This window comes from Novosphingobium sp. ZW T3_23 (assembly GCF_044987305.1).
Classification (GTDB): Bacteria; Pseudomonadota; Alphaproteobacteria; order Sphingomonadales; family Sphingomonadaceae; genus Novosphingobium.
Window position 1 is genome coordinate 174,617 of record NZ_JBJDRF010000004.1, and the last position, 20,417, is coordinate 195,033.

The 20,417-nt window shown below is 64.4% G+C and carries 18 protein-coding genes and 1 pseudogene; 4 read left to right on the forward strand and 15 right to left on the reverse strand.

All coding sequences use genetic code 11. From position 1 onward, the window contains the following. Positions 1 to 28: 28 nt before the first annotated feature. Positions 29 to 1,336, reverse strand: coding sequence for a pyruvate dehydrogenase complex dihydrolipoamide acetyltransferase (locus ACI3K3_RS04225; RefSeq protein WP_404912298.1), 1,308 nt, complete (start codon positions 1,334 to 1,336; stop codon positions 29 to 31). A 166-nt stretch (positions 1,337 to 1,502) separates the two neighbouring features. On the opposite strand from ACI3K3_RS04225, the gene ACI3K3_RS04230 reads away from it, so the two are divergent. Beyond that, entirely contained in the window at positions 1,503 to 1,958 is a 456-nt protein-coding gene (locus tag ACI3K3_RS04230; protein ID WP_313441408.1) for a universal stress protein, read from the forward strand. A 150-nt stretch (positions 1,959 to 2,108) separates the two neighbouring features. Here ACI3K3_RS04230 and ACI3K3_RS04235 read toward each other — a convergent pair whose 3' ends face one another. The 12 genes and pseudogenes from ACI3K3_RS04235 to radA form a co-directional block, all read right to left on the reverse strand. Then, positions 2,109 to 4,361 carry a ribonuclease R family protein gene (locus ACI3K3_RS04235; protein WP_404912301.1) on the reverse strand — a complete coding sequence of 751 codons (2,253 nt, stop codon included), beginning with the start codon at positions 4,359 to 4,361 and terminating at the stop codon, positions 2,109 to 2,111. A gap of 59 nt (positions 4,362 to 4,420) precedes the next feature. Then, positions 4,421 to 5,296 carry a sulfite exporter TauE/SafE family protein gene (locus tag ACI3K3_RS04240; RefSeq protein WP_404912303.1) on the reverse strand — a complete coding sequence of 292 codons (876 nt, stop codon included), beginning with the start codon at positions 5,294 to 5,296 and terminating at the stop codon, positions 4,421 to 4,423. Further along, positions 5,287 to 5,547: a hypothetical protein gene (locus tag ACI3K3_RS04245; RefSeq protein WP_404912304.1), complete on the reverse strand. Its 261-nt coding sequence runs from the start codon at positions 5,545 to 5,547 to the stop codon at positions 5,287 to 5,289. Before ACI3K3_RS04245 ends, ACI3K3_RS04240 begins: the two co-directional genes overlap by 10 nt. Before the next feature lie 8 nt (positions 5,548 to 5,555). After that, positions 5,556 to 6,935, reverse strand: coding sequence for a M28 family peptidase (locus tag ACI3K3_RS04250; RefSeq protein WP_404912306.1), 1,380 nt, complete (start codon positions 6,933 to 6,935; stop codon positions 5,556 to 5,558). Between the two features lie 40 nt (positions 6,936 to 6,975). Next, on the reverse strand, positions 6,976 to 7,560 hold the full coding sequence (locus ACI3K3_RS04255) for a DUF805 domain-containing protein (protein ID WP_404912307.1): 585 nt from the start codon (positions 7,558 to 7,560) through the stop codon (positions 6,976 to 6,978). Positions 7,561 to 7,580: 20 nt separating this feature from the next. Further along, positions 7,581 to 9,119, reverse strand: coding sequence for a proline--tRNA ligase (gene proS / locus ACI3K3_RS04260; RefSeq protein ID WP_404912309.1), 1,539 nt, complete (start codon positions 9,117 to 9,119; stop codon positions 7,581 to 7,583). A gap of 98 nt (positions 9,120 to 9,217) precedes the next feature. Beyond that, positions 9,218 to 9,775, reverse strand: a complete 558-nt coding sequence (gene phaR, locus ACI3K3_RS04265; protein WP_404912311.1) for a polyhydroxyalkanoate synthesis repressor PhaR — start codon at positions 9,773 to 9,775, stop codon at positions 9,218 to 9,220. A 110-nt stretch (positions 9,776 to 9,885) separates the two neighbouring features. Continuing rightward, complete coding sequence (alr, locus tag ACI3K3_RS04270; RefSeq protein WP_404912376.1) at positions 9,886 to 10,929, reverse strand: alanine racemase; 1,044 nt, start codon at positions 10,927 to 10,929, stop codon at positions 9,886 to 9,888. After that, positions 10,919 to 11,104 (reverse strand): annotated as a pseudogene (locus tag ACI3K3_RS04275) (MFS transporter); the annotation flags it as partial. The pseudogene ACI3K3_RS04275 and the gene alr, both read right to left, overlap by 11 nt. Positions 11,105 to 11,116: 12 nt before the next feature. Next, the gene (locus ACI3K3_RS04280; RefSeq protein ID WP_404912313.1) at positions 11,117 to 11,548 is read right to left on the reverse strand and encodes an iron-sulfur cluster assembly scaffold protein; all 432 of its coding nucleotides are present in this window, start codon (positions 11,546 to 11,548) and stop codon (positions 11,117 to 11,119) included. Next, entirely contained in the window at positions 11,548 to 12,069 is a 522-nt protein-coding gene (locus ACI3K3_RS04285; RefSeq protein ID WP_404912314.1) for a CvpA family protein, read from the reverse strand. The genes ACI3K3_RS04280 and ACI3K3_RS04285 overlap by 1 nt, the downstream gene beginning before the upstream one ends. An 11-nt stretch (positions 12,070 to 12,080) precedes the next feature. Beyond that, positions 12,081 to 13,457, reverse strand: a complete 1,377-nt coding sequence (gene radA, locus ACI3K3_RS04290) for a DNA repair protein RadA (RefSeq protein ID WP_404912316.1) — start codon at positions 13,455 to 13,457, stop codon at positions 12,081 to 12,083. Positions 13,458 to 13,528: 71 nt separating this feature from the next. Between radA and ACI3K3_RS04295 the strand changes: the two genes are divergently transcribed. Next, a complete protein-coding gene (locus ACI3K3_RS04295) occupies positions 13,529 to 15,829 on the forward strand; it encodes a patatin-like protein (protein ID WP_404912317.1) in 2,301 nt (766 codons plus the stop codon). A gap of 150 nt (positions 15,830 to 15,979) precedes the next feature. Here the strand turns inward: ACI3K3_RS04295 and dnaJ are convergent, their stop codons facing one another. Then, complete coding sequence (gene dnaJ, locus ACI3K3_RS04300) at positions 15,980 to 17,113, reverse strand: molecular chaperone DnaJ (protein ID WP_404912319.1); 1,134 nt, start codon at positions 17,111 to 17,113, stop codon at positions 15,980 to 15,982. Between the two features lie 93 nt (positions 17,114 to 17,206). Further along, a complete protein-coding gene (gene dnaK, locus ACI3K3_RS04305; protein WP_404912321.1) occupies positions 17,207 to 19,120 on the reverse strand; it encodes a molecular chaperone DnaK in 1,914 nt (637 codons plus the stop codon). Between the two features lie 221 nt (positions 19,121 to 19,341). Here dnaK and ACI3K3_RS04310 point away from each other — a divergent pair, with 221 nt between their 5' ends. Both ACI3K3_RS04310 and ACI3K3_RS04315 read left to right on the forward strand, forming a co-directional pair. Then, positions 19,342 to 19,905, forward strand: coding sequence for a copper chaperone PCu(A)C (locus ACI3K3_RS04310; protein ID WP_404912323.1), 564 nt, complete (start codon positions 19,342 to 19,344; stop codon positions 19,903 to 19,905). A gap of 92 nt (positions 19,906 to 19,997) precedes the next feature. Continuing rightward, complete coding sequence (locus ACI3K3_RS04315; RefSeq protein WP_404912324.1) at positions 19,998 to 20,417, forward strand: vgr related protein; 420 nt, start codon at positions 19,998 to 20,000, stop codon at positions 20,415 to 20,417.

Consider the following 20,417-nt stretch of genomic DNA (forward strand, 5'->3'; position numbering starts at 1 on the left):
CACCGGGTCACGTCGTGCATCGGTCACTTCAGGCAACCATGCTCAGCGGCGTTTCCACGTATTCGCGGAAAGCGGCCATGAGGCGGGCGCCATCGGCACCGTCCACCGCGCGGTGGTCGAAGCTGCCGGTTGCGGTCATGACGGTGGCGACGCCCAGGGTGCCGTCGGGCATGACCCAGGGACGCTTGTCGCCCGCGCCGATCGCCATGATGGTCGATTGCGGCGGGTTGATCACGGCCGAGAACTGCTTGATGCCCATCATGCCCATGTTCGAGATCGAGGCGGTGCCGCCCTGATACTCGGTGGGGGCGAGCTTGCCTTCACGGGCGCGGGTGCCAAGATCCTTCATGTCGCGCGCGATCTGCGAGAACGACTTGCCGCTGGCGTCGGTGACGATCGGGGTGATCAGGCCACCAGGGATCGAGACGGCCACCGAAACGTCGGCGCGGGCATACTTGATCAGCTCGTTGCCGGCGAAGGTGACGTTGCATTCCGGCACATCGACCAGTGCGCGGCCGAGCGCCTTCACCAGCATGTCGTTGACCGAGACCTTCACGCCCTGCTTTTCGAGCATGGAGTTGATCTCGCCGCGCAGGGCCAGCAGCTTGTCGAGGTTGACATCGACCGAGAGGTAGATGTGCGGTGCTTCCTGCTTGGACTGGGTCAGGCGCTTGGCGATGACCTTGCGCATGCCCGAAAGCTTCTCGACCGAGTGCGGGACGCGGTCGTCGAGCAGGGCGCGGGTTTCGGGCGCCATGTCGACGGCCGGAGCCTTGGCTTCGGTGGCGGCAGCGGCTGAAGCCGGAGCAGCGGCGGCAGGCTTGGCCAGAGCGGCCTTGGCGCCTTCGACGTCCGCGCGAACGATGCGACCGTTGGGGCCGGAGCCCTTCACGCTCGCAAGGTCGACGCCCTTGTCGGCGGCGACGCGCTTGGCGAGCGGCGAGGCTGCGACGCGGCCTTCCTTCGAAGCGGTGGCAGGGGCGGCAGGAGCAGGTGCGGCGGCAGCAGGCGCCGGAGCGGCTTCGGCGGCCTTGGGGGCAGCCTTGGGCGCTTCGGTCTTGGCAGGTGCGGCGGCAACGGCGCTGGCGTCTTCGCCTTCACCGGCAAGGACGGCGATCACGGTGCCGACCTTCACGCCGTCGGTGCCTTCGGCCACGAGGATCTTGCCGATGACGCCTTCGTCCACGGCTTCGAATTCCATGGTGGCCTTGTCGGTCTCGATTTCGGCCATGATGTCGCCGGAGCTGACGGTGTCGCCTTCCTTAACCAGCCATTTTGCCAGTTTCCCTTCTTCCATCGTGGGGGACAGGGCGGGCATCTTGATGTCGATGGGCATGGAAGCTTGTGTGTCCCTTGTTTTCCTTGGGGAGGTATGCGGGGTCCGCCTTTCCTTGGACAAGTTGACGCGCACACACAAGCGCCTTCACGATCCTTTTTTCGCAATCGTGATGGCTTGCACCATGACCTGAATAGCCCGATAAGCCGCCTTCGAGAGGAAACCCATGCGCATCTACCTGGTCATCGTCGACGAAACGGAAGAAGCGCTGGTGGCGCTGCAATTCGCCGCGCGCCGCGCGGCCAAGACGGACGGCGCCCTCCATCTTCTCGCCATCGTCCCTCCCCAGCCATTCAATGCCTTCGGCGGCGTCCAGGCGACCATCGAGGAAGAGGCGCGGGCCCGTGCCGAAACGCTGGTGACAGCCGCTGCCGGAAACCTTTTATCACAAGGCGCTAAGATGCCGGTCATCTCCGTTCGCATGGGAGAAGACATCAAGATCGTGCGCGAATACCTGAAGGAAAACGGAGAGGTCTCCGCGCTCGTGCTCGGCGCGGCGAAGGAAGGCGGACCGGGGCCGCTGGTGACGCACTTCACCGGCGCCGGCCTGGGGCAGATGCCCTGCCCGGTCTTCGTGATCCCCGGCACGCTCGATGCAGATGCGATCGAGCGGCTGAGCTAGGGAAGACAGCCGTCGTCCCGGACTTGATCCGGGACCGCTGGCCGAGCATCGCCCAACTATCCGAAAAGCGCCGTTCTGACAGCGCGGCTTCTCAAGACCGCCAGCGGTCCCGGATCAAGTCCGGGACGACGAGGCTTCTTCTTCCGCGCCTTACTTCTTCTTCCGCCCTTGATGCCGGATGTTCCCTGGCCGTCCGCGCGGCGAGACGAAGTGCTTGCCTTTTTTCTTGAGCGCAACCGGCTTGCCGCGCTGCTCGATGCGGCCGCCGCCCTCTTCCAGCTCGAACTTCAGCGCTCCCGTCAGTGGGTTGGCCTCCGCCAGTCGCAAGCGCAGGATCTGGCCCATGCCGAAGGTGGTGCCGGTGCCCTCACCTTCCAGCACTTGTGCCTTTTCATCATAGGCAAAGCGTTCGTCGCCCAGTGTCGAGACGGGTACCAGACCGTCGCCGCCAAGCCCGATGATCGTGGCGAAGAAACCGAATTTCTGCACGCCGGTAATGCGCGTGTCGAACACCTGCCCAACGCGGCCCGAAAGCCAGGCGGCGACGTAACGGTCGATCGTCTCGCGCTCGGCTTCCATGGCGCGGCGTTCGAAATTGCTGATCGCCTCGCTGACCCGACCGAGGTCGTCGCGATCCCGGTCGGACAGGCCCGAAGCTGCGGGGATATCGCCATCGGGCTTGGGCTGCTCCAGGCCATATGCATCGACGAGCGCGCGGTGCACCAGAAGGTCTGCATAGCGGCGGATGGGCGAAGTGAAGTGCGCGTAGGAGCCGAGCGCGAGGCCGAAGTGGCCCTCGTTGCGCGGGCCGTAATAGGCCTGGGTCTGGCTGCGCAGCACCGCTTCCATGATCAGCGCCTTCTCGCTCTCGTCCGCGATGTCCTTAAGCATGCGGTTGAACAGGCCCGGCGTAATGACTTGGCCGAGCGAGAGCTTGCGGCCGAACGTCGCGAGATAGTCCTTAAGCGACGTCAGCTTCTCGCGGCTCGGCGTCTCGTGGACGCGGTAGACCACCGGCGCCACCTTGGCTTCGAGAGCCTTCGCAGCGGCCACGTTGGCGGAGATCATGAAATCCTCGACCACGCGGTGCGCATCGAGCCGCTCGCGAATGGCGATCTCGGTGATGCGGCCCTGCTCGTCCAGCTTCACGCGGCGTTCGGGAAGATCCAGTTCCAGCGGGTCACGATCCGAACGTGCCTTGGCCAGCAATTTCCAGCAGGCCCACAAGTCCTGTAGGTGTTGCGGAGCGCGGCCCTCGTCGATGCGGGCCTGCGCTTCTTCATAGGCGATGACTTCGTCGATGCGAACGAGGGCGCGGGTGAAGCGCCATTCGGTCACCTTGCCCTGTCCGTCGATCTTCAGATGGCAGGCCATCGCCGCGCGGTCTTCACCAGAGCGCAACGAGCAGACGTCGGCACTGAGCACTTCGGGCAGCATCGGCACGACCCGGTCCGGGAAATAGACGGAGTTGCCGCGCCGCCGCGCCTCGCGGTCGATATGGCCGCCGGGCCGGACGTAGAAGGAAACGTCCGCGATAGCGACGAGCGCGTCGAAGCCGCCCTCCTCGTTGGGTTTGGCCCAGATGGCATCGTCATGGTCGCGCGCGTCCGAAGGATCGATCGCGACGATGGGAAGGTGCCGCAAGTCTTCGCGCTTGTCGTGGCTGAGCGGCATTTTCGCGGAGCGCTCGGCCTCGGCGATGGTCTCGCCGTCGAAGTGGTTGGGAATGCCGTGCTTGTGGATCGCGATCAGGCTGAAGGCCTTGGGCGCCAGCGGCTCACCCAGCACTTCTGTCACCTTGACGGAAGGACGCGCCGAGCGGCCGATCGGCTCGGCCAACACCAGTTCTCCCTTTTCGGCGCCGCCGAGGTCCGAGATGGGCGAGGAATTGCGAATGCGCTTGTCCACCGGGGCGAGCCACGGCTTGCCCGCGCCGTCGATCTCGACGACGCCGAGCATCTGTTCCGAACGCAGCATCAGTTTCTTCATCGGATAGGCGCGCCATCCAGTGGCGGTCTCTTCCGTGCGGGCCAGGACGCGATCGCCCTTGCGCAGCGCGGAACGGCCCTTCTCGATCAGACGGATGCGCGGCGGCGGCGCGGCGTCGTCCGGCGTCCAGGTATCGGGGATGGCGACGGGTTCGCCTTCGTCCACATCGACCACCCGCAGTACCGTGACCTTCGGCAGGCCGCCCATGCGGTGGAACGCTGTTCGCTTGCCGTCGATCAGCCCTTCTTCGGCCATGTCCTTGAGGAGCGCCTTGAGCTGGATCTTCTCATGGCCTTGCAGCCCGAACGCGCGCGAAATCTCGCGCTTGCCGACAGCTTCGGCCGAGTTCTGGATAAGGTCGAGGATTTGCTGGCGCGTCGGCAGGCCCGTCGCAGGCCGGTTCTTGGAAGGCATGGTTTCCGCCATGCGCCGGAATGCGCGCTAATGCAATGGCGCCGCATGCGGCTGACGGCTTAGGGCTGCTTTGCCGCGGCCTCCCCGGCAATCGAGACCCCTTGCGCCGTGGCGGGAGCCTGCGCGTGCTTGTCCGCGGTATTCGCCTTGAGGAACAGCTGCCAGGACGACACGGCTAGCACGCAGGCAAGCAGCGGCTGGAGAATGCGGTCGGAAGCGTGCGAGGACAGGTAGCTGCCGATCACGACGCCCGGAACGGAGCCGATCAGCAGCACGCCCAGAAGCGCAAAGTCGACATCGCCGATCATCCAGTGGCCGAACCCGGCGATAAGCGCGAGGGGTACGGCATGGGCGATGTCCGAACCGACGATACGGGCGACAGGCAGCTTGGGATAGAGCACCAGCAGCACCGTCATGCCGATCGCGCCTGCGCCGACCGAGGAGATGGAAACGGCGATGCCGATTGCAGCACCGAGCAGTATGGTGCTGCCCAGCACCCGTGAACGGGGCTGGTTCGGATCGATGTCCCGAGCAAGGCGGAGCAGCCACTTGCGGCCTATCACCGCCACCGCCGTAATGCCCAGCAGGACGGCGAGCGACACCATGATCAGGTGCTCGGTGGAATTTCCGACCTTCCCGAACCAGGACAGGAAGCCGAGCGTCACGATCGCCGCCGGCACGCTGCCGCAGGCCATGCGGCGCACGATGCGCCACTCCACCGTCTCGCGTTTGCCGTGGACCACCGAACCGACGATCTTCGTCATGGCCGCGAACAGCAGGTCCGTGCCGACCGCCGTTTGCGGACTGACCCCGAAGAGAAGCACCAGCAGCGGCGTCATGAGCGAGCCGCCGCCAACGCCTGTCAGCCCCACGAGCACGCCAACGAGCATTCCCGCGAAGACGTGCAGATAGTCAAAATGCTGCGTCAACGCCATGTCTGCTCACCGTTGCCCGAAATCGCCCACTCTCCGAACTGCTTGGCCGAAACGGCCTGGTCGTTACTGCGGCCTCGCGCCGTCTGTGAAGGCCGGTTGTCACGCCGGCTTCGACCCGGCAACATAGTTTTCCTTGCCAGCCTGCCAGCAAGTATCGCGCTGCAGGCATCGTTCACGATAGATGTAATCGCACCTTTCCCCATCCCGTTATCCCATGATCCAAATTCGATCATGCGGGCAAATTCGATCATGGGGGAAGTCAAGGCAATTGGGCAAGCGGGGTAAACCCTCCGCCCGGCACGGCTGCGGCGATCGGGCTGACGCTGCCATCCGCCGCGATCGAGCGAACGCCCAGAATCCAGTCATCGCCGCGCAGCCCGTCAAGCTTGACGCTGGTCTGCGTTGTGCGGGCAACCAGTGGCTGCGGTTCCCATTCCGCGGCGTCGGTGCGGCGGCGCCATACCGAATAGGCGGTCGCTCCCGCAACCGGCGTCCATTTGACGTCCGTCCAGGTCTTGACGGCAGCGTCGGCCTTCGCCGTGGGCGGCATGGGTGCGGCGGCCAGTGCGGCCAACGCCGCCACGTTGAGGCGGGTCACCTTGGCGAGATAGGGAAAGTCCATCTCGTCGATGGTGTCACCGTACTTGATGCCGTTCTCGGTGCGCAGATCCTGGTGCTGGTGCTCGTAGTCCTCGATCGCCACGGAGAAGCGCACGGCGGGGTTGCCCTGTTCGAGGAAAGGCAACTGGTCGCCGCCGCGCCCCATGCGATCGGCGCGCCAGACCTGGCGGACGGCGAGATCCTCCTGCACGCCGCCCGCCAGTTCCGCGATGAAGCGGGAGATATTGCGGCCGGGGCTGTCGTTCTCTCCGCCGAAACGGCGGGCGTCTGCGCGGGTCTTGTCGGTGGCGTCTGCGCGCGGACCTTCGGAAAACAGCCGCACGTTGCGGTCGTCTATCAGGCCGTCCGACCCGTGAGTGCCGCCGACGATGTCGTTGTTGAGCACCGCTTTTACCGTCCAGCCCTGCTGCTTGGCATAATCCGCGAGCAGCTTGCCGCCGTAGAGCCCCTGCTCCTCGCCCGAAAGCGCGGCGTAGACGATCGTACCGGCGAATTTGCGCTTGGAGAGGACGCGTGCGGCTTCCAGCACGAGCGAAGTGCCCGAAGCATCGTCGTTGGCGCCGGGCGCGTCGCTTTTCGCATCCATCACGTCGGTCACGCGGCTGTCGATATGGCCCTGGACGATCACCACTTCGTTGGGACGCTCGGTGCCGCGCTGGATGGCGACGACATCGACCATCTTCACCGGGGTAGGAATCCGGGTGCCGCTGACCATGGTCTCGGGCATGACGACCTCAAGGCAGTTCCCGCAAGCTTTCGAGGTCTTGCGGAACTCGTCGGCGGCCCAGCGACGGGCGGCGCCGATCCCGCGCTTCGGATCGGTATCGGAGGAAAGCGTGTGGCGCGTGCCGAAGGAAACCAGCTTCTCGACATCCGCGCGCATCCGAGCTTCGGAGACCTGCCCCTCAGTGCCGTTCCGTGAAGTGTCCGCCGAATCGGCCGCAGAATCCGCAGCTCCGGCAGGAAGCGCTGGGAGAAACGTGGCGGAAAGTGCGGCTGCGACCAGAATCTTGTTCATGGAGGCGCTTGTCACGCCGGACTGCCCGAATGGCAAGAGGTCAGAAGCGAACCGGAGCTTCTCCGTAGCGGTTCGGGCCCCGATTGGACGGCCAGATTCCGAAGACGATCACGATGAGAATCGCCGCATAACCGAGCAGGCTGGCGGCCACGACCTTCGACTGCATGGCGAAGGCGGTCTCGAGATTGTCTGCCGAAACCCGCTGCATCGTGGAGACAATCTCGTCCATCCTGGACCAGACGATCGCCTTCGAGGTCAGCGAAAGCAGGAACGTCAGGACCGAGATCCAGCCCGGTTTGCCGGAATCGTGAAGCCGGCGCGCGAACGAGGCCAGCAACAGCAGTCCGGCCGTCAGCGAGACGATCGTCGAAAGCGTCATCGAGGTACGCATGTACCCGGCCATCTGGGCCATGACGCGCGCATTCATGTCTTCGGCGGTGACGCCTTGCTGCGCGGCGACGAAAGCGCCCTTCATGATCCCGCCCATCATCGGCATGGCAATCACCATGCCCGCTGCATACTGGATCACGACGAGGAAGAGGACGTAGAACCAGAAGGTCTGCCGCGCATCACGGCCCTTGAAGTTCAGCAGGTTCGTCAGATTGTACTTGATCGATCCCAGCACGCCCTCTTGCTCCTTTCAGATCAGTAGGATCTCGCGACGTAGATGCGTTCCACTGCCGGATCGCCGGTGAACACGCACTGACCGGTGACGGGCGCGGCATCGAGCGGCGTGTTGCGGATGGTGAGCTTGAGCGCCCTGAGCTTCTGCACCACGGCTTCGAGAGCCGAGCCGGTCGGACGCGACCATTCGACTTCGACCCAGCCAGGATAGCGCTTGTCTTCCGCGAAGGCAGCGGCAAGCTCGTCGAAGCCGGCAGCGCGAGAGATGTTGGCTTCGAGCTTGGCTTTGGCTTCGGTGAAGAGCGAGGTTTGGATGGACTCGATCTCGGCGGCGGCGCGGGTGACGAAGTCTTCCTTTGCCAGTCCCACGAAGTTGGCCTTGGCCGCCTCGTTCCAGAGCCTGTCGCGGCGCAGCATCGAAACCTGGCCGCCCGCAGCATCGCGGCCGCCGATTTCGAGAATGAGCGGGACGCCCTTCTTGACCCATGCCCAGCGCTTTTGCGTGGCCTTGCCCGGACGCTTGTCCAGCAGGACGCGCAGCGGCTCACCCAGCGCGAACTGGGTAACGAGCGATTTGCGCAGTTCCTCGCAATAGGCGAGCAGCGCTTCGTCCTCGTCGTTGTCGCGCAGCATCGGCAGGATCACGATCTGGTGCGGTGCGATCATCGGCGGCACGCGAAGGCCGTCGTCGTCGCCATGGGTCATGATGACGCCGCCGACCATGCGCGTGGACGTGCCCCAGCTGGTCGTGTGGGCGTATTGCTGCGTGCCTTCCTTGTCCTGGTACTGGATGCCCGCCGCCTCGGCGAAGCCCGTACCCAGGTAATGCGACGTACCGGCCTGAAGCGCCTTGCCGTCCTGCATCATGGCTTCGATCGAATAGGTCGCGACGGCGCCGGGGAAGCGTTCGTTCTCCGGCTTTTCACCGGCGATCACCGGCATGGCCAGCTCGGTCTCCGCGAAGTCGCGGTACATTTCGAGGGCGCGCAGCGTCTCGGTCATGGCGTCGTCGCGGTCGGCGTGGGCCGTGTGGCCTTCCTGCCAGAGGAATTCGCTGGTGCGCAGGAACATGCGGGTACGCATTTCCCAGCGCACGACATTGGCCCACTGGTTCACCATGAGCGGCAGGTCGCGCCACGACTGTACCCAGCGCGCCATCGCGGCGCCGATCACCGTTTCCGAAGTGGGACGCACGATCAGCGGCTCTTCCAGCTTCGCTTCGGGATCGGGAACGAGGCCGCCCTTGCCGTCTCCGACCAGGCGATGGTGGGTGACGACCGCCATTTCCTTGGCGAAGCCTTCGACGTGCTCGGCTTCCTTGGCGAAGTAGGACAGCGGGATGAACAGCGGGAAGTAGCAGTTGGTGACGCCCGCCGCCTTGATGCGGTCATCCATGAGGCGCTGGATACGCTCCCAGATGCCGTAGCCCCACGGCTTGATGACCATGCACCCGCGAACACCCGATTCCTCGGCCATCTCGGCCTCGGAAATGACTTCCTGGTACCACTGGGCGAAGTCGTCCTCGCGCTTGGTGGAGAGGGCGTGGCGAATGGCGGACACGGGTGCTTCTTCCTGAACTGAGCGATGCGACGGACCATCCGTTGCATTCTAGGCAAGTCGCGGCACGTTGCGCGCCGCGAGAGCACCTGCGCAGACCCTTATTTGCCCAGCGCGTCAAGCCTCTTCTGGATTTCGGCCATCTGATCGCGCAGTGCCGAAAGGTCTCCGGCGTCTTCGGCCGGCGGCGCCTTGGCCTCGGGCTTCTCGGCGCCGGGCATGAAGGCGGCGGCGGCGGCCTTGAACATCGCCATGTTCTGTTCGGCCAGCTTCGCCAGCGGATTATTGCCCAGGCTATCCTCGAAAGCCTTGTGCAGCTTCGTCTGGTTGGCCCGGAAATTGTCCATCGAGGCTTCGAGATAGTGCGGCACCAGCGACTGCATCGAATTGCCGTACATGCTGATCAGTTCGCGCAGGAAGTTGACCGGGAGCATCTGCTCTCCGTTCGATTCTTCCTCCATGATGATCTGCGTCAGGATCGTGTGCGTGATGTCGGTGCCGGTCTTGGCATCGAGCACTTTGTAATCCACGCCTTCGCGCGTCATTTTCGCAAGGTGATCGAGCGTGATGTAGCTCGACGAACGTGTATTGTAGAGACGACGGTTAGCGTATTTTTTTATGATTACCGTGTTGTCGTCCTGCGACGCCGTATCAGCCATTTGCCAATCCCCAATCCGCCTATTCCCGGCCAGTATGACAACAGGTTACCACCCGGCCTTGTCGCAACGCAACACAAATTGCTGCGCAGCAAAACTCTAAGGAAGTAACCCTAGCGGCCGAACCTTCGCCCGAGCAGGGTAAGCAGTTCGTACTGGGAAAGCCCGGACTGCGCCGCTGCCTCGGGAAGCGCATAGTCCGCCGCGATCCAGTCGCCCTCGCCCACATCCGGAGCATGGGTCAGGTCGACAACGGTGAGGTCCATGCTCACGCGGCCGAGCACCGGCAGTTCATGGCCCTTGGCGCGGAACATGCCTCTTCCGGACCATGAACGCAGATAACCGTCCGCATAGCCCAGCGCGATGGCGCCAACCCGCATCGGCATGGCGGCCGTGAAGGTGGCGTTGTAGCCGATCGTCTCGCCCGCGGGGACATCGCGAACCTGGAGGATCGCCGCTTCGGGACGAACCACCTGCCGCAAGTCCTTCGCCATCTCCGCGCGGGGGACGCCGCCGTAGAGCGCAATGCCGGGGCGGGTCAGGTCACCGTGGTAATCGCTCCCAAGGGCAATGCCGGCGCTGTTGGCCAGGCTGGCGCGAACATGGGGCACTTGCTTGCACGCGCTCTGCCAGCGGGTGCATTGCGCGGCATTGAGGTCGGTTTCCTCCTCGGCCGAGGCAAGGTGCGAGATCAGCACGTCGATATCGAGCGCCGCGATGGCTTCGTCGCCCAGCTCTTCCAGACGAATGCCGAGCCGGTTCATGCCGGTATCGACCATGAGGTGGCAACGTCCGCCTCCTGCCTCGGTCCAGCGACGGGCCTGAGCAAGCGAATTGATGACCGGCGTGATGCCCGTTTCGCGCGCGAAAGCGGCGTCCTGTGCGGTCAGGGGGCCGTGCAGGACGGAAAGAGCCGCCGGGCTGACGCAGCCCAGCAAGTCCTGCGCCTCGCCCCAATGCGCGACGAAGAAGTCATGGCAGCCGGCGGCGTGAAGTACCGGAACGACTTCCCTTGCGCCAAGGCCATAGCCGTTCGCCTTCACTGCCGCACCGGCGCGGGCGGTTCCGGACAGGCGGTCGAGCGCCTGCCAGTTCGAGCGCAAGGCGTCACGGTCGAAAGCAAGTCGAAGGGCGGAAGCAGGAAACTCAGGAAACATTTTCACCATAGTCGCGCGGAGGGCCGCCTCGCAGCCCCCAAAGCGAGACGACGAGGGCCATCGCGACAACGCCTCATGTATACCAGAGCCGCTGGTAGGCCCAGAACCCCTGGTATGGGTTGTCGCTGCTCGCGACCATGTAGCTGGAAATCAGCGGAAGGAAACCGCCAAAGTAGTAGCGGGAAGTCTAGCGTTGCTGGTGCTTGCTCGAAAGTGCCTGGATGGCCGCATGCCAGGGAAGCAGAACCGCTCCGTGGCGTGCGGGGTAGTCCCGTGCCTTCGCGATCGTTTCCAGCCCCGGCCATTCCGGAAGCGCGCCATTGCCGGACAGCCAGAGGGTGATCGCCTCGGCTGTCTTTTCCAGATCATCGGGGGAGCGTCCGAGCGCCGCATCGGCAAAGATGGCCGCGGCAGCCTGACCGATGGCGCAGGCCTGGCTGCGAATGCCGATCCGTTCCACATAATGCCGGGCGTCCAGTGCCAGGCCCAATGCGATCGTGGAGCCGCAACTTTGCGATCGCGCTTCCCCCTTGAACGGCAGAGCCTCGTCCCAAGGATAGGCTGCCAACCGGATCGTCAGGCCGAGCACATCGGGCGTGTAGAGCACAGTGGTCGACATCAGCTTTCCGCGGCTTCTGCTTCCCGCGCCTCGCGGCGACGTTCGGAGATCATCTTGACGAGCGCTTCGCTGCTCGCGTTGACGAAGGGATAAGTCCGCGCCTCCTTCATCCAGTCGGGCCGGCCGCCCGGTCCCCACACGGTGTCATAGCCCAGCACGAGCACCGAAAAGCCCAGTATCACGATGATGACGCCCTTCACGGCACCGAATCCGAAGCCAAGCACCCGATCGATCGGCCCCAGCACCGAGGCGCGGCTCTGCTTTCCGGCCCAGCCGGCCACCAGTTTCACGACAATGAAAGGAACCAGCAGCAGGACCGCGAAGGCGATCACCGGCGTCGCCGTCCCAGAGCCGGAATAAGGCTCAAGCCAGGCGGATAGCGGCGTATGCAGCGTCCGGATCGCGAACACTGCAAGGATCCACGCGCCCAGCGCGAGGATCTCCTGAACGAAACCTCTCAGAAATCCGATGGCGGCGCCGAGGCCGACGAACACCAGAACAGCAATATCGAAACCGGTCATAAGGCCCCGAACTAGGCATCCGTCAGGATACGGTCAACGAGATTGGGCAACATGGTCAGGCCGGTGAAGTCGATACCCTTTGGCGCGCCCTCGCCATTGGCGCCTCCCGCTGGCCCGATCGCGCGCCCGAATCCCAGCTTGGCCGATTCGCGCTGACGGATCGATGAATGCGAAACCGGACGGATCTCTCCGGCCAAGGAGACTTCCCCGAACCATACTGCATTCTTGGGCAGCGGCTTGTCACCCAACGCCGAGATCAGCGCGGCGGCGACGGCAAGATCGGCGGCGGGGTCTGCCAGGCGATAGCCGCCCGCCACGTTCAGATAGACCTCCGCGCTGGAGAAATTGAGCCCGCAGCGCGCCTCCAGCACCGCCAGAAGCATGGCCATGCGGCCCGAATCCCATCCTACCACGGCGCGTCGCGGGGTTGCCCCGCTCTGCAATCGGACGATCAGGGCCTGGATTTCCACCAGCACCGGGCGCGTTCCCTCCATCGCGGCGAAGACCGCGCTTCCGGCCATTTCCTCGTCGCGACCGGACAGGAACAGCATCGAAGGATTGCCGACCTCGGCCAGCCCCGCGCCCTCCATTGCGAAGACCCCGATTTCGTCGACGGGACCGAACCGGTTCTTCAGGCTGCGCAGGATACGATACTGGTGGCTGCGTTCCCCTTCGAAAGCCATGACGACGTCCACCATGTGCTCCAGCACGCGCGGGCCTGCGATCGTGCCGTCCTTGGTGACGTGGCCCACCAGGACCAGGGTGACGTCGTTCTCCTTCGCATAGCGGATCAGTTCGAAAGCGCAGCCGCGAACCTGGCTGACAGTGCCGGGCGCACCCTCGATCGTGTCGGAATGCATGGTCTGGATCGAATCGATCACCAGCAGCGTCGGCGCTTCCATCATGCCGAGCGTGGTGAGGATATCCCGAACGGAGGTAGCCGATGCGAGCTGGATGGGCGCCTTGGAAAGCCCCAGCCGTTCCGCGCGCAGACGCACCTGCCCGGCCGCCTCTTCTCCGCTGACATAGACGACGCTGCCGCCGGCCATGGCGATATGGGCCGAAGCCTGAAGCAGCAGGGTCGATTTCCCGATGCCGGGATCGCCGCCCATCAGGATCGCCGAACCCGGCACGAGGCCGCCGCCCAGCGCCCGGTCGAACTCCGCAAATCCGCTGGCACGGCGCTGGGGCAATTGCCCGGGCGCATCGAGCGGCGTGAAAAGGATCGGCCGCCCCCCGGATGACAGGTCATGCTTGGAGGAGAACACCGTCTGCGGCGCTTCTTCCGCCAAGGTATTCCACTCCCCGCAGTCGGGGCATTGACCTTGCCAGCGGGACGAAACGCCCCCGCAGGCCTGACAGACATATCGACGTTTGGGCTTTGCCATGCCGCTTCGATTATCTGGAACGGAATGAGAACGCAATTGCCTTTCCTGCAGGATCGCGCCAACATGGAGCAATGCGGCAAAAAGAACTGCGGATCGCGTTGGTCTGCTACGGCGGCATCAGCCTTGCCGTCTACATGCACGGGGTCACCAAGGAGCTTTGGAAGGCGCTTCAGGCCAGTCAGGCATTCTGGAGCGGCGCAGAGGCGCCTCCAGGTACGGCGACCGTTTATCGCAAGCTTTTGCAAAGGCTGGAATCAGGCAGCAACCTGCGGCTTCGGATTCTCACCGACATCGTCGCGGGCGCGAGCGCCGGCGGTATCAACAGCGTCTTCCTGTCGCAGGCCATCCATTCCGGCCAGTCGCTCGAACCGCTCACCGAACTGTGGCTGGAAAACGCCGACGTCGACGTGCTGCTCGATCCGGAGGCGCGGGCACGCAGCCAGGTCACGAAATTCTGGGCAAGGCCGATCGTTTCCTACCTGCTGCACCGGCCCGGCAATGCCGTAACCACCAGCGTCGCGCCGGAGACTCGGGAAGAGGTGCGGGAGAAGCTGTCGCGCCTGATCCGTTCGCGCTGGTTCGAGCCTCCTTTCAGCGGCGTGGGTCTTTCGCGCCTGCTCGCCGGTGCCTTTACGGCCATGGCAGAGAGCAAGGCGGGGCCGCCGCTGCTGCCGCATGGGCATCCGATCAACCTCTTCGTCACCGCGACGGACTTCAAGGGGCACCTTGAAACCCTGCGGCTGCATTCGCCGGAACTGGTGCTGGAAAGCGAGCATCGCCTCAGCATCGGCTTCGAAGCGCGCGCCGGCTCCGCTTCTCTTGCATCGTTGCCGGAACTCCTGCTCGCGGCCCGTTCGACAGCGAGTTTTCCCGGTGCATTCCCGCCGCTCCAGATCGAGGAGATAGACGGACTGATCGACGAACTGGGGATCGCCTGGCCCGATCGCGATGCGTTCTTCCGCCGCGTCATGCCGGAACACAGCCAGCGCGGAGATATCGGCAACGTGGCGCTCATCGACGGCTCGGTGCTCAACAACGCCCCATTCGCCGACGCCATGAGCGTGCTACGAGACCGTCCTGCGACGCGCGAGGTGGACCGCCGCTTCGTCTATATCGATCCCACGCCCGACAGGATCGGTGCGGCGCTGCGACAGGAGCGCAAGGCGCCGGGGTTCTTCTCGACGATCTTCGGCTCGCTTTCATCGATTCCCCGGGAACAGCCGATACGCGACAACCTGGAGGCGCTGGAACGCGATTCCCAGGAAGTCGCCACCTTGCGCGCCATCGTCCTGGCCATGCGTCCGGAGATCGAGGAAACCGTTGACCGGCTGTTCGGCAATACCTTCTTCCTCGACCGGCCCACGCCGAAGCGGCTCTCAGCTTGGCGCGACAAGGCGCAGCGGGCCGCGCTGGAACAGGCGGGCTTCGCCTATCATGGCTATGTTCAGGTCAAATTCTCCGGAATCGTCGGCAAGCTGGCGCGGCTTATCCATGACGCCGCCCCGGAACTGGGGCTGTCATCCAGCGACGCGATCGCGCTGCGCCTGCACGAGCATTTCGCCAGCCAGGGGCTGGACCGTATCCACGGGCTGAAAGGCGACGGATCGCCCGGCATGATCGACTTCTTCCGCCGCCACGATCTGGCCTTCCGCATCCGGCGCCTTCGACTGCTGGCCCGGCGCGTCACGCAGGAATGGCAGCAGGAAGCCAGCGTTACCGAGACCGAACGGGACAAGGCGCGCGAGGCGATCTACGCAGCCCTGGCGCTCTATCTCGATTGCGAGCCGGTATCGGCCATGGGAGAGGAATTCCCGACCCTGGCAGCGGGCGTGGTTACCGATCCCGGAGCAGCGATCGATCATGTCGAGGCCGTTCGCCAACTGGCCGAAATCGACGGGCAAGTGGACGTCCTGCTGGCCGAGGCACTTGCCGAAATGCCGCAAGCCTTGCGGCGACGCGTGCTGCTCGCCTACCTCGGGTTTCCGTTCTACGACACCGTCACCCTGCCCCTGTTGCGCGGCGAAGGACTGACAGAGTTTGACCCGATCCGGGTCGACCGCATTTCGCCCGAAGATTGCCACATGATCCGCAAGGGGCCGGTGCTGCGCGGGACGGAGTTCTTCAACTTCGGCGCCTTCTTCAGCCGCGCCTATCGCGAGAACGACTATCTCTGGGGACGGCTTCACGGCGCCGAGCGGATGATAGACCTGATCGCCTCGACGGCCGAAGGTGAGCACGCCCTGCTGGAAGGTGAACTCTGGACCTTCAAGCGAGAAGCATTCCTGGCGGTGCTGGACGAAGAGGAAGATCGACTGAACGCCGATCCGGCGCTGGTGCGCAATGTGCGGGACGAAGTGCTGCGCGGTGGGTGATGCGCGGTATTACGTCGGGCGGTACTAGGTCGTCCCGGACTTGATCCGGGACCGCTGGCCGTCTTCAGGCGCGGCGTCCGCGCGCAAGGTATCGCCTAAAGTATTGCCAGCGGTCCCGGGTCAAGCCCGGGACGACGTATCAATCTAATTCTACTCGGTCAGATCGCTCCAGGCTTCCTTGATCCGGTCGAAGAAACCCTTTGACTGCGGGCATTCATCGCCGGTTTCGGTAGCCTGTAGCTCGCGGATCAGTTCCTTCTGACGTGCAGAAAGCCTGGTCGGCGTTTCCACGCTGATCTCGATGACGAGATCGCCGCGTCCGCGACCCTGGAGCACCGGCATGCCTGCGCCGCGCTTGCGGAGCTGCTTGCCGGACTGGATCCCGGCCGGAATGTCGATCGAGAGATTCTCGCCGTCCATGCCCGGAATATCGATGGAGCCGCCCAGCGCCGCGGTGGTGAACGTGATCGGAACGCGCGTGATCAGCGTCGTGCCGTCCCGTTCGAACACCTTGTGCCGCTTGACGTGCAGGAAGATATAGAGGTCGCCTGGAGGCGCGCCGAACGGTCCGGCCTCGCCCTTGCCGGAAAGGCGGATCCGGGTGCCCGAGTCCACGCCCGGCGGGATTTCCACCTGCAAGGCCTGCGGCTTGTCGACCCGGCCTTCGCCGCCGCACGAACGGCACGGCTTCTCGATCACTTCGCCGCGACCATGGCAGGTCGGGCAAGTGCGCTCCACCACGAAGAAGCCCTGCTGCGCACGGACCTTGCCGTGGCCGCCGCACATGTTGCAGCCGCGCTTGCCCGTCCCCGGTTCAGCGCCGGAACCGTTGCACGGCTCGCAGCTCTGCGAGACTTCGATGGTGATTTCGGTCTGCTTGCCGTGGAAGGCCTCGTCCAGGCTCACTTCCATATCGTAGCGCAAGTCGGCGCCGCGACGGGCCTGCTGGCGACCGCCGCCACCAAAGGCACTGCCGAAGATGGATTCGAAGATGTCCCCGATGTCGCCGAACTCGGCGCCGCCGGGATGTCCACCACCACCACCCATGCCTTGCTGGAACGCGGCATGGCCGTAACGATCGTAGGCCGCCCGCTTCTGAGGATCTTTGAGGCAATCGTAAGCCTCGCTGATCTGCTTGAAGCGCGCTTCGCTGTCGCCGCATCCGGGATTCTTGTCCGGATGGTAGCGCATCGCAAGGCGGCGATAGGACGACTTGATGGTCTTGTCGTCGGCGCTGCGCTCTACTTCGAGCAGTTCGTAATAGTCGATTTCGGTAGCTGACACGTCTCGTTATTCCCCGCGTGCGACCTGGCCGCCACCCTCCCAATGTGAATCACACTGGGCGACGATGGCGGCCACGCTTGTCATGAGGACCGATCAGCCCTTGTTGTTTTCGTCGACTTCCGAGAACTCGGCATCGACGACATCGTCGTCACCGCCGGCCGGAGCGGCTTCCGGCGAAGCGCCCGCAGCCTGTTCCTTCTCGTAGATGGACTGGCCCATCTTCATGGCGACTTCGGTCAGCGCCTGCGACTTGGCGGTGATCTCGGCGGGTTCGCCGCCTTCGATCGCCGTCTTCGTCTCGGCGATGGCCGCTTCGACTTCGGCCTTCAGGCCGGCATCGATCTTGTCGCCATGTTCGGCGATCTGCTGCTCGGTCGCGTGGACGAGGCTGTCGGCGTTGTTCTTGGCCTCTGCGGCCTCACGACGCTTCTTGTCCTCTTCGGCGAACTTCTCGGCATCCTTGACCATCTGGTCGATGTCGTTGTCCGACAGACCGCCCGAAGCCTGGATGCGGATCTGCTGTTCCTTGCCGGTACCCTTGTCCTTGGCGGACACGTTGACGATGCCGTTGGCGTCGATGTCGAAGGTGACTTCGATCTGCGGCACGCCGCGACGCGCGGCCGGGATGCCGACGAGGTCGAACTGGCCGAGCATCTTGTTGTCCTGCGCCATCTCGCGCTCGCCCTGGAACACGCGGATGGTCACCGCCTGCTGGTTGTCCTCGGCGGTCGAGTAGACCTGGCTCTTCTTGGTCGGGATCGTCGTGTTGCGGTCGATCATCTTGGTCATGATGCCGCCAAGCGTCTCGATGCCCAGCGACAGCGGGGTCACGTCGAGCAGCAGCACGTCCTTGACGTCGCCCTGGAGCACGCCGGCCTGGATCGCGGCGCCCATGGCCACGACTTCGTCGGGGTTCACGCCGGTGTGCGGTTCCTTGCCGAAGAAGTCCTTCACGACTTCGCGCACCTTGGGCATGCGGGTCATGCCGCCCACGAGCACGACGTCGTCGATGTCCTTGGCCGAAAGGCCTGCATCGGCGATCGCCTTGCGGCAGGGTTCCAGCGTGCGCTGGATCAGGTCAGCAACCATCTTTTCAAGGTCGGCGCGGGTGACGGTCTCGACGAGGTGCAGCGGGGTGGTGGCGCCGCCTTCCATGCGTGCGGTGATGAACGGCAGGTTGACCTCGGTCGTCGCGGTGGACGACAGTTCGATCTTCGCCTTCTCGGCCGCTTCCTTCAGGCGCTGGAGAGCGAGCTTGTCGCTGCGCAGGTCCATGCCTTCCTTGGCCTTGAACTTGTCGGCCAGCCATTCGACCAGCTTGGTGTCGAAGTCTTCACCGCCCAGGAACGTGTCGCCGTTGGTCGACTTCACTTCGAACACGCCGTCGCCGATCTCGAGGATCGAGACGTCGAAGGTGCCGCCGCCAAGGTCGTAGACGGCGATGGTCTTGCCGTCCTGCTTGTCGAGGCCATAGGCCAGCGCCGCGGCAGTCGGCTCGTTGATGATGCGCAGCACTTCAAGGCCGGCGATCTGGCCGGCGTCCTTGGTCGCCTGGCGCTGCGCGTCGTTGAAGTAGGCGGGCACGGTGATGACGGCCTGCGTCACGGTCTCGCCGAGGTACGATTCGGCGGTTTCCTTCATCTTCTGCAACGTGAAGGCCGAGATCTGCGACGGGCTGTAATCTTCACCGCCGGCCTGGACCCAGGCGTCGCCGTTCTTGCCCTTGACGATGTGGTACGGAACCAGCTCGGTGTCCTTCTTGGTCACCGGGTCGTCAAAGCGGCGGCCGATCAGGCGCTTCACCGCGAAAATGGTGTTGTCGCCGTTGGTCACGGCCTGGCGCTTTGCAGGCTGCCCGATCAGGCGCTCACCATCCTTGGTGAAGGCGACGATCGAGGGCGTGGTGCGCGCGCCTTCGGAATTCTCAATAACCTTGGGCTTGCCGCCGTCCATGACGGCGACGCAGCTGTTGGTGGTGCCAAGGTCGATACCAATTACTTTTGCCATTATCCCCATTCCTCACGTCAGTGGATGACACTATGCGGATCGCCTCCCTCCACAAGGCAAGGCGGCTTGCATAGCTCGATGACGTTCAAAGTCGTCGGAGCGGCATATAGGTGCGGTTTCGCTTGGAACAAGTCTGTCGCAATGGCATTACGCGGTGGAAATTTTCAGCCCCCCAAACCGTTTGGCCTCAGGGGCTCTACCGAGAGGATCGATCGGTCGTGATGTCTGCCCAGAAGCTCGTGCGTTTGCCTGCCTCCTTCCGCGTGCTTGCCCTTGTCGGTGCGGCGGGCATTCTTGCCGCCACCGCCGGTTGCAAGCAGGCGGAAAGCCCGGTTTCCCATGAGAGCGAAGCAGCAACAGCCACCGGCACAGACGGAACCGGGCCTGCCGCCAAGCCGGGTATCAGTGCCAGCGACGGCCATCTGTTCCTCCCCGTCGTGCCTGGCCGACCGGGTGCCGTCTACTTCACGGTGCGCAACGATGGCCCTGCCGCAGCGAAACTGGTGGGCGTACATGTCAGCGGGTCGGGCAGCGCAAAGATGCACAAGACGGACGGCGGCACCATGACCGCCATCGATTCGCTGGACATCGCGCCCGGCGCGCAAGTCGAATTCAAGCAAGGCGGCATGCACGTCATGGTCTTCGACATCGAGGATAGCGTGAAAGCCAGCGGAACCGCGGAACTGACCCTTACCTTCTCGGACGGCGACAAGCTCTCGATGCCGCTGCGCGTGGAAAGCATGGGCGGAGACGGCATGGGCGACATGCCGGGAATGGAGCACTGACGGCGCGCGCGATCCGCAAGGACGACGCGTCGACGCACCCGGCGGCTTGCCCCGCCGGTGCAGAGCGTCACCTGACACGGGGCGAGATCGAATTGGTGCGCGCGGTCTTCGGTAGCGCCGTCGATTGCAGGCCGGTGCGCATCCGGAGGCGCAAGTGGTTCCCCTTCCAGCCCGCCAATGTCGTGATGGCGCCTTGCGGACACCTTCACTTTCATCGGCAGTCGCGCCTCTACAGCGACGATTTCGCCACGGCGCCGATAGGGCTCCAGGGTCTTTTCATTCATGAGATGACCCATGTATGGCAGTCCCAGCAGAAAGGGCGCTGGTATCTGCCGCTCATGCGCCATCCGTTCTGTCGGTACGATTACGCGTTGAGACCGGGCTGGACCCTGGGTCGGTACGGGATCGAGCAGCAGGCCGAAATCGTACGCCACGCCTTCCTGCTGGAACGCGGCTTCCAGGTGCCGGGCGCACCACCGTTCGCGAGTTACGACGGCATCCTGCCGTTCTGA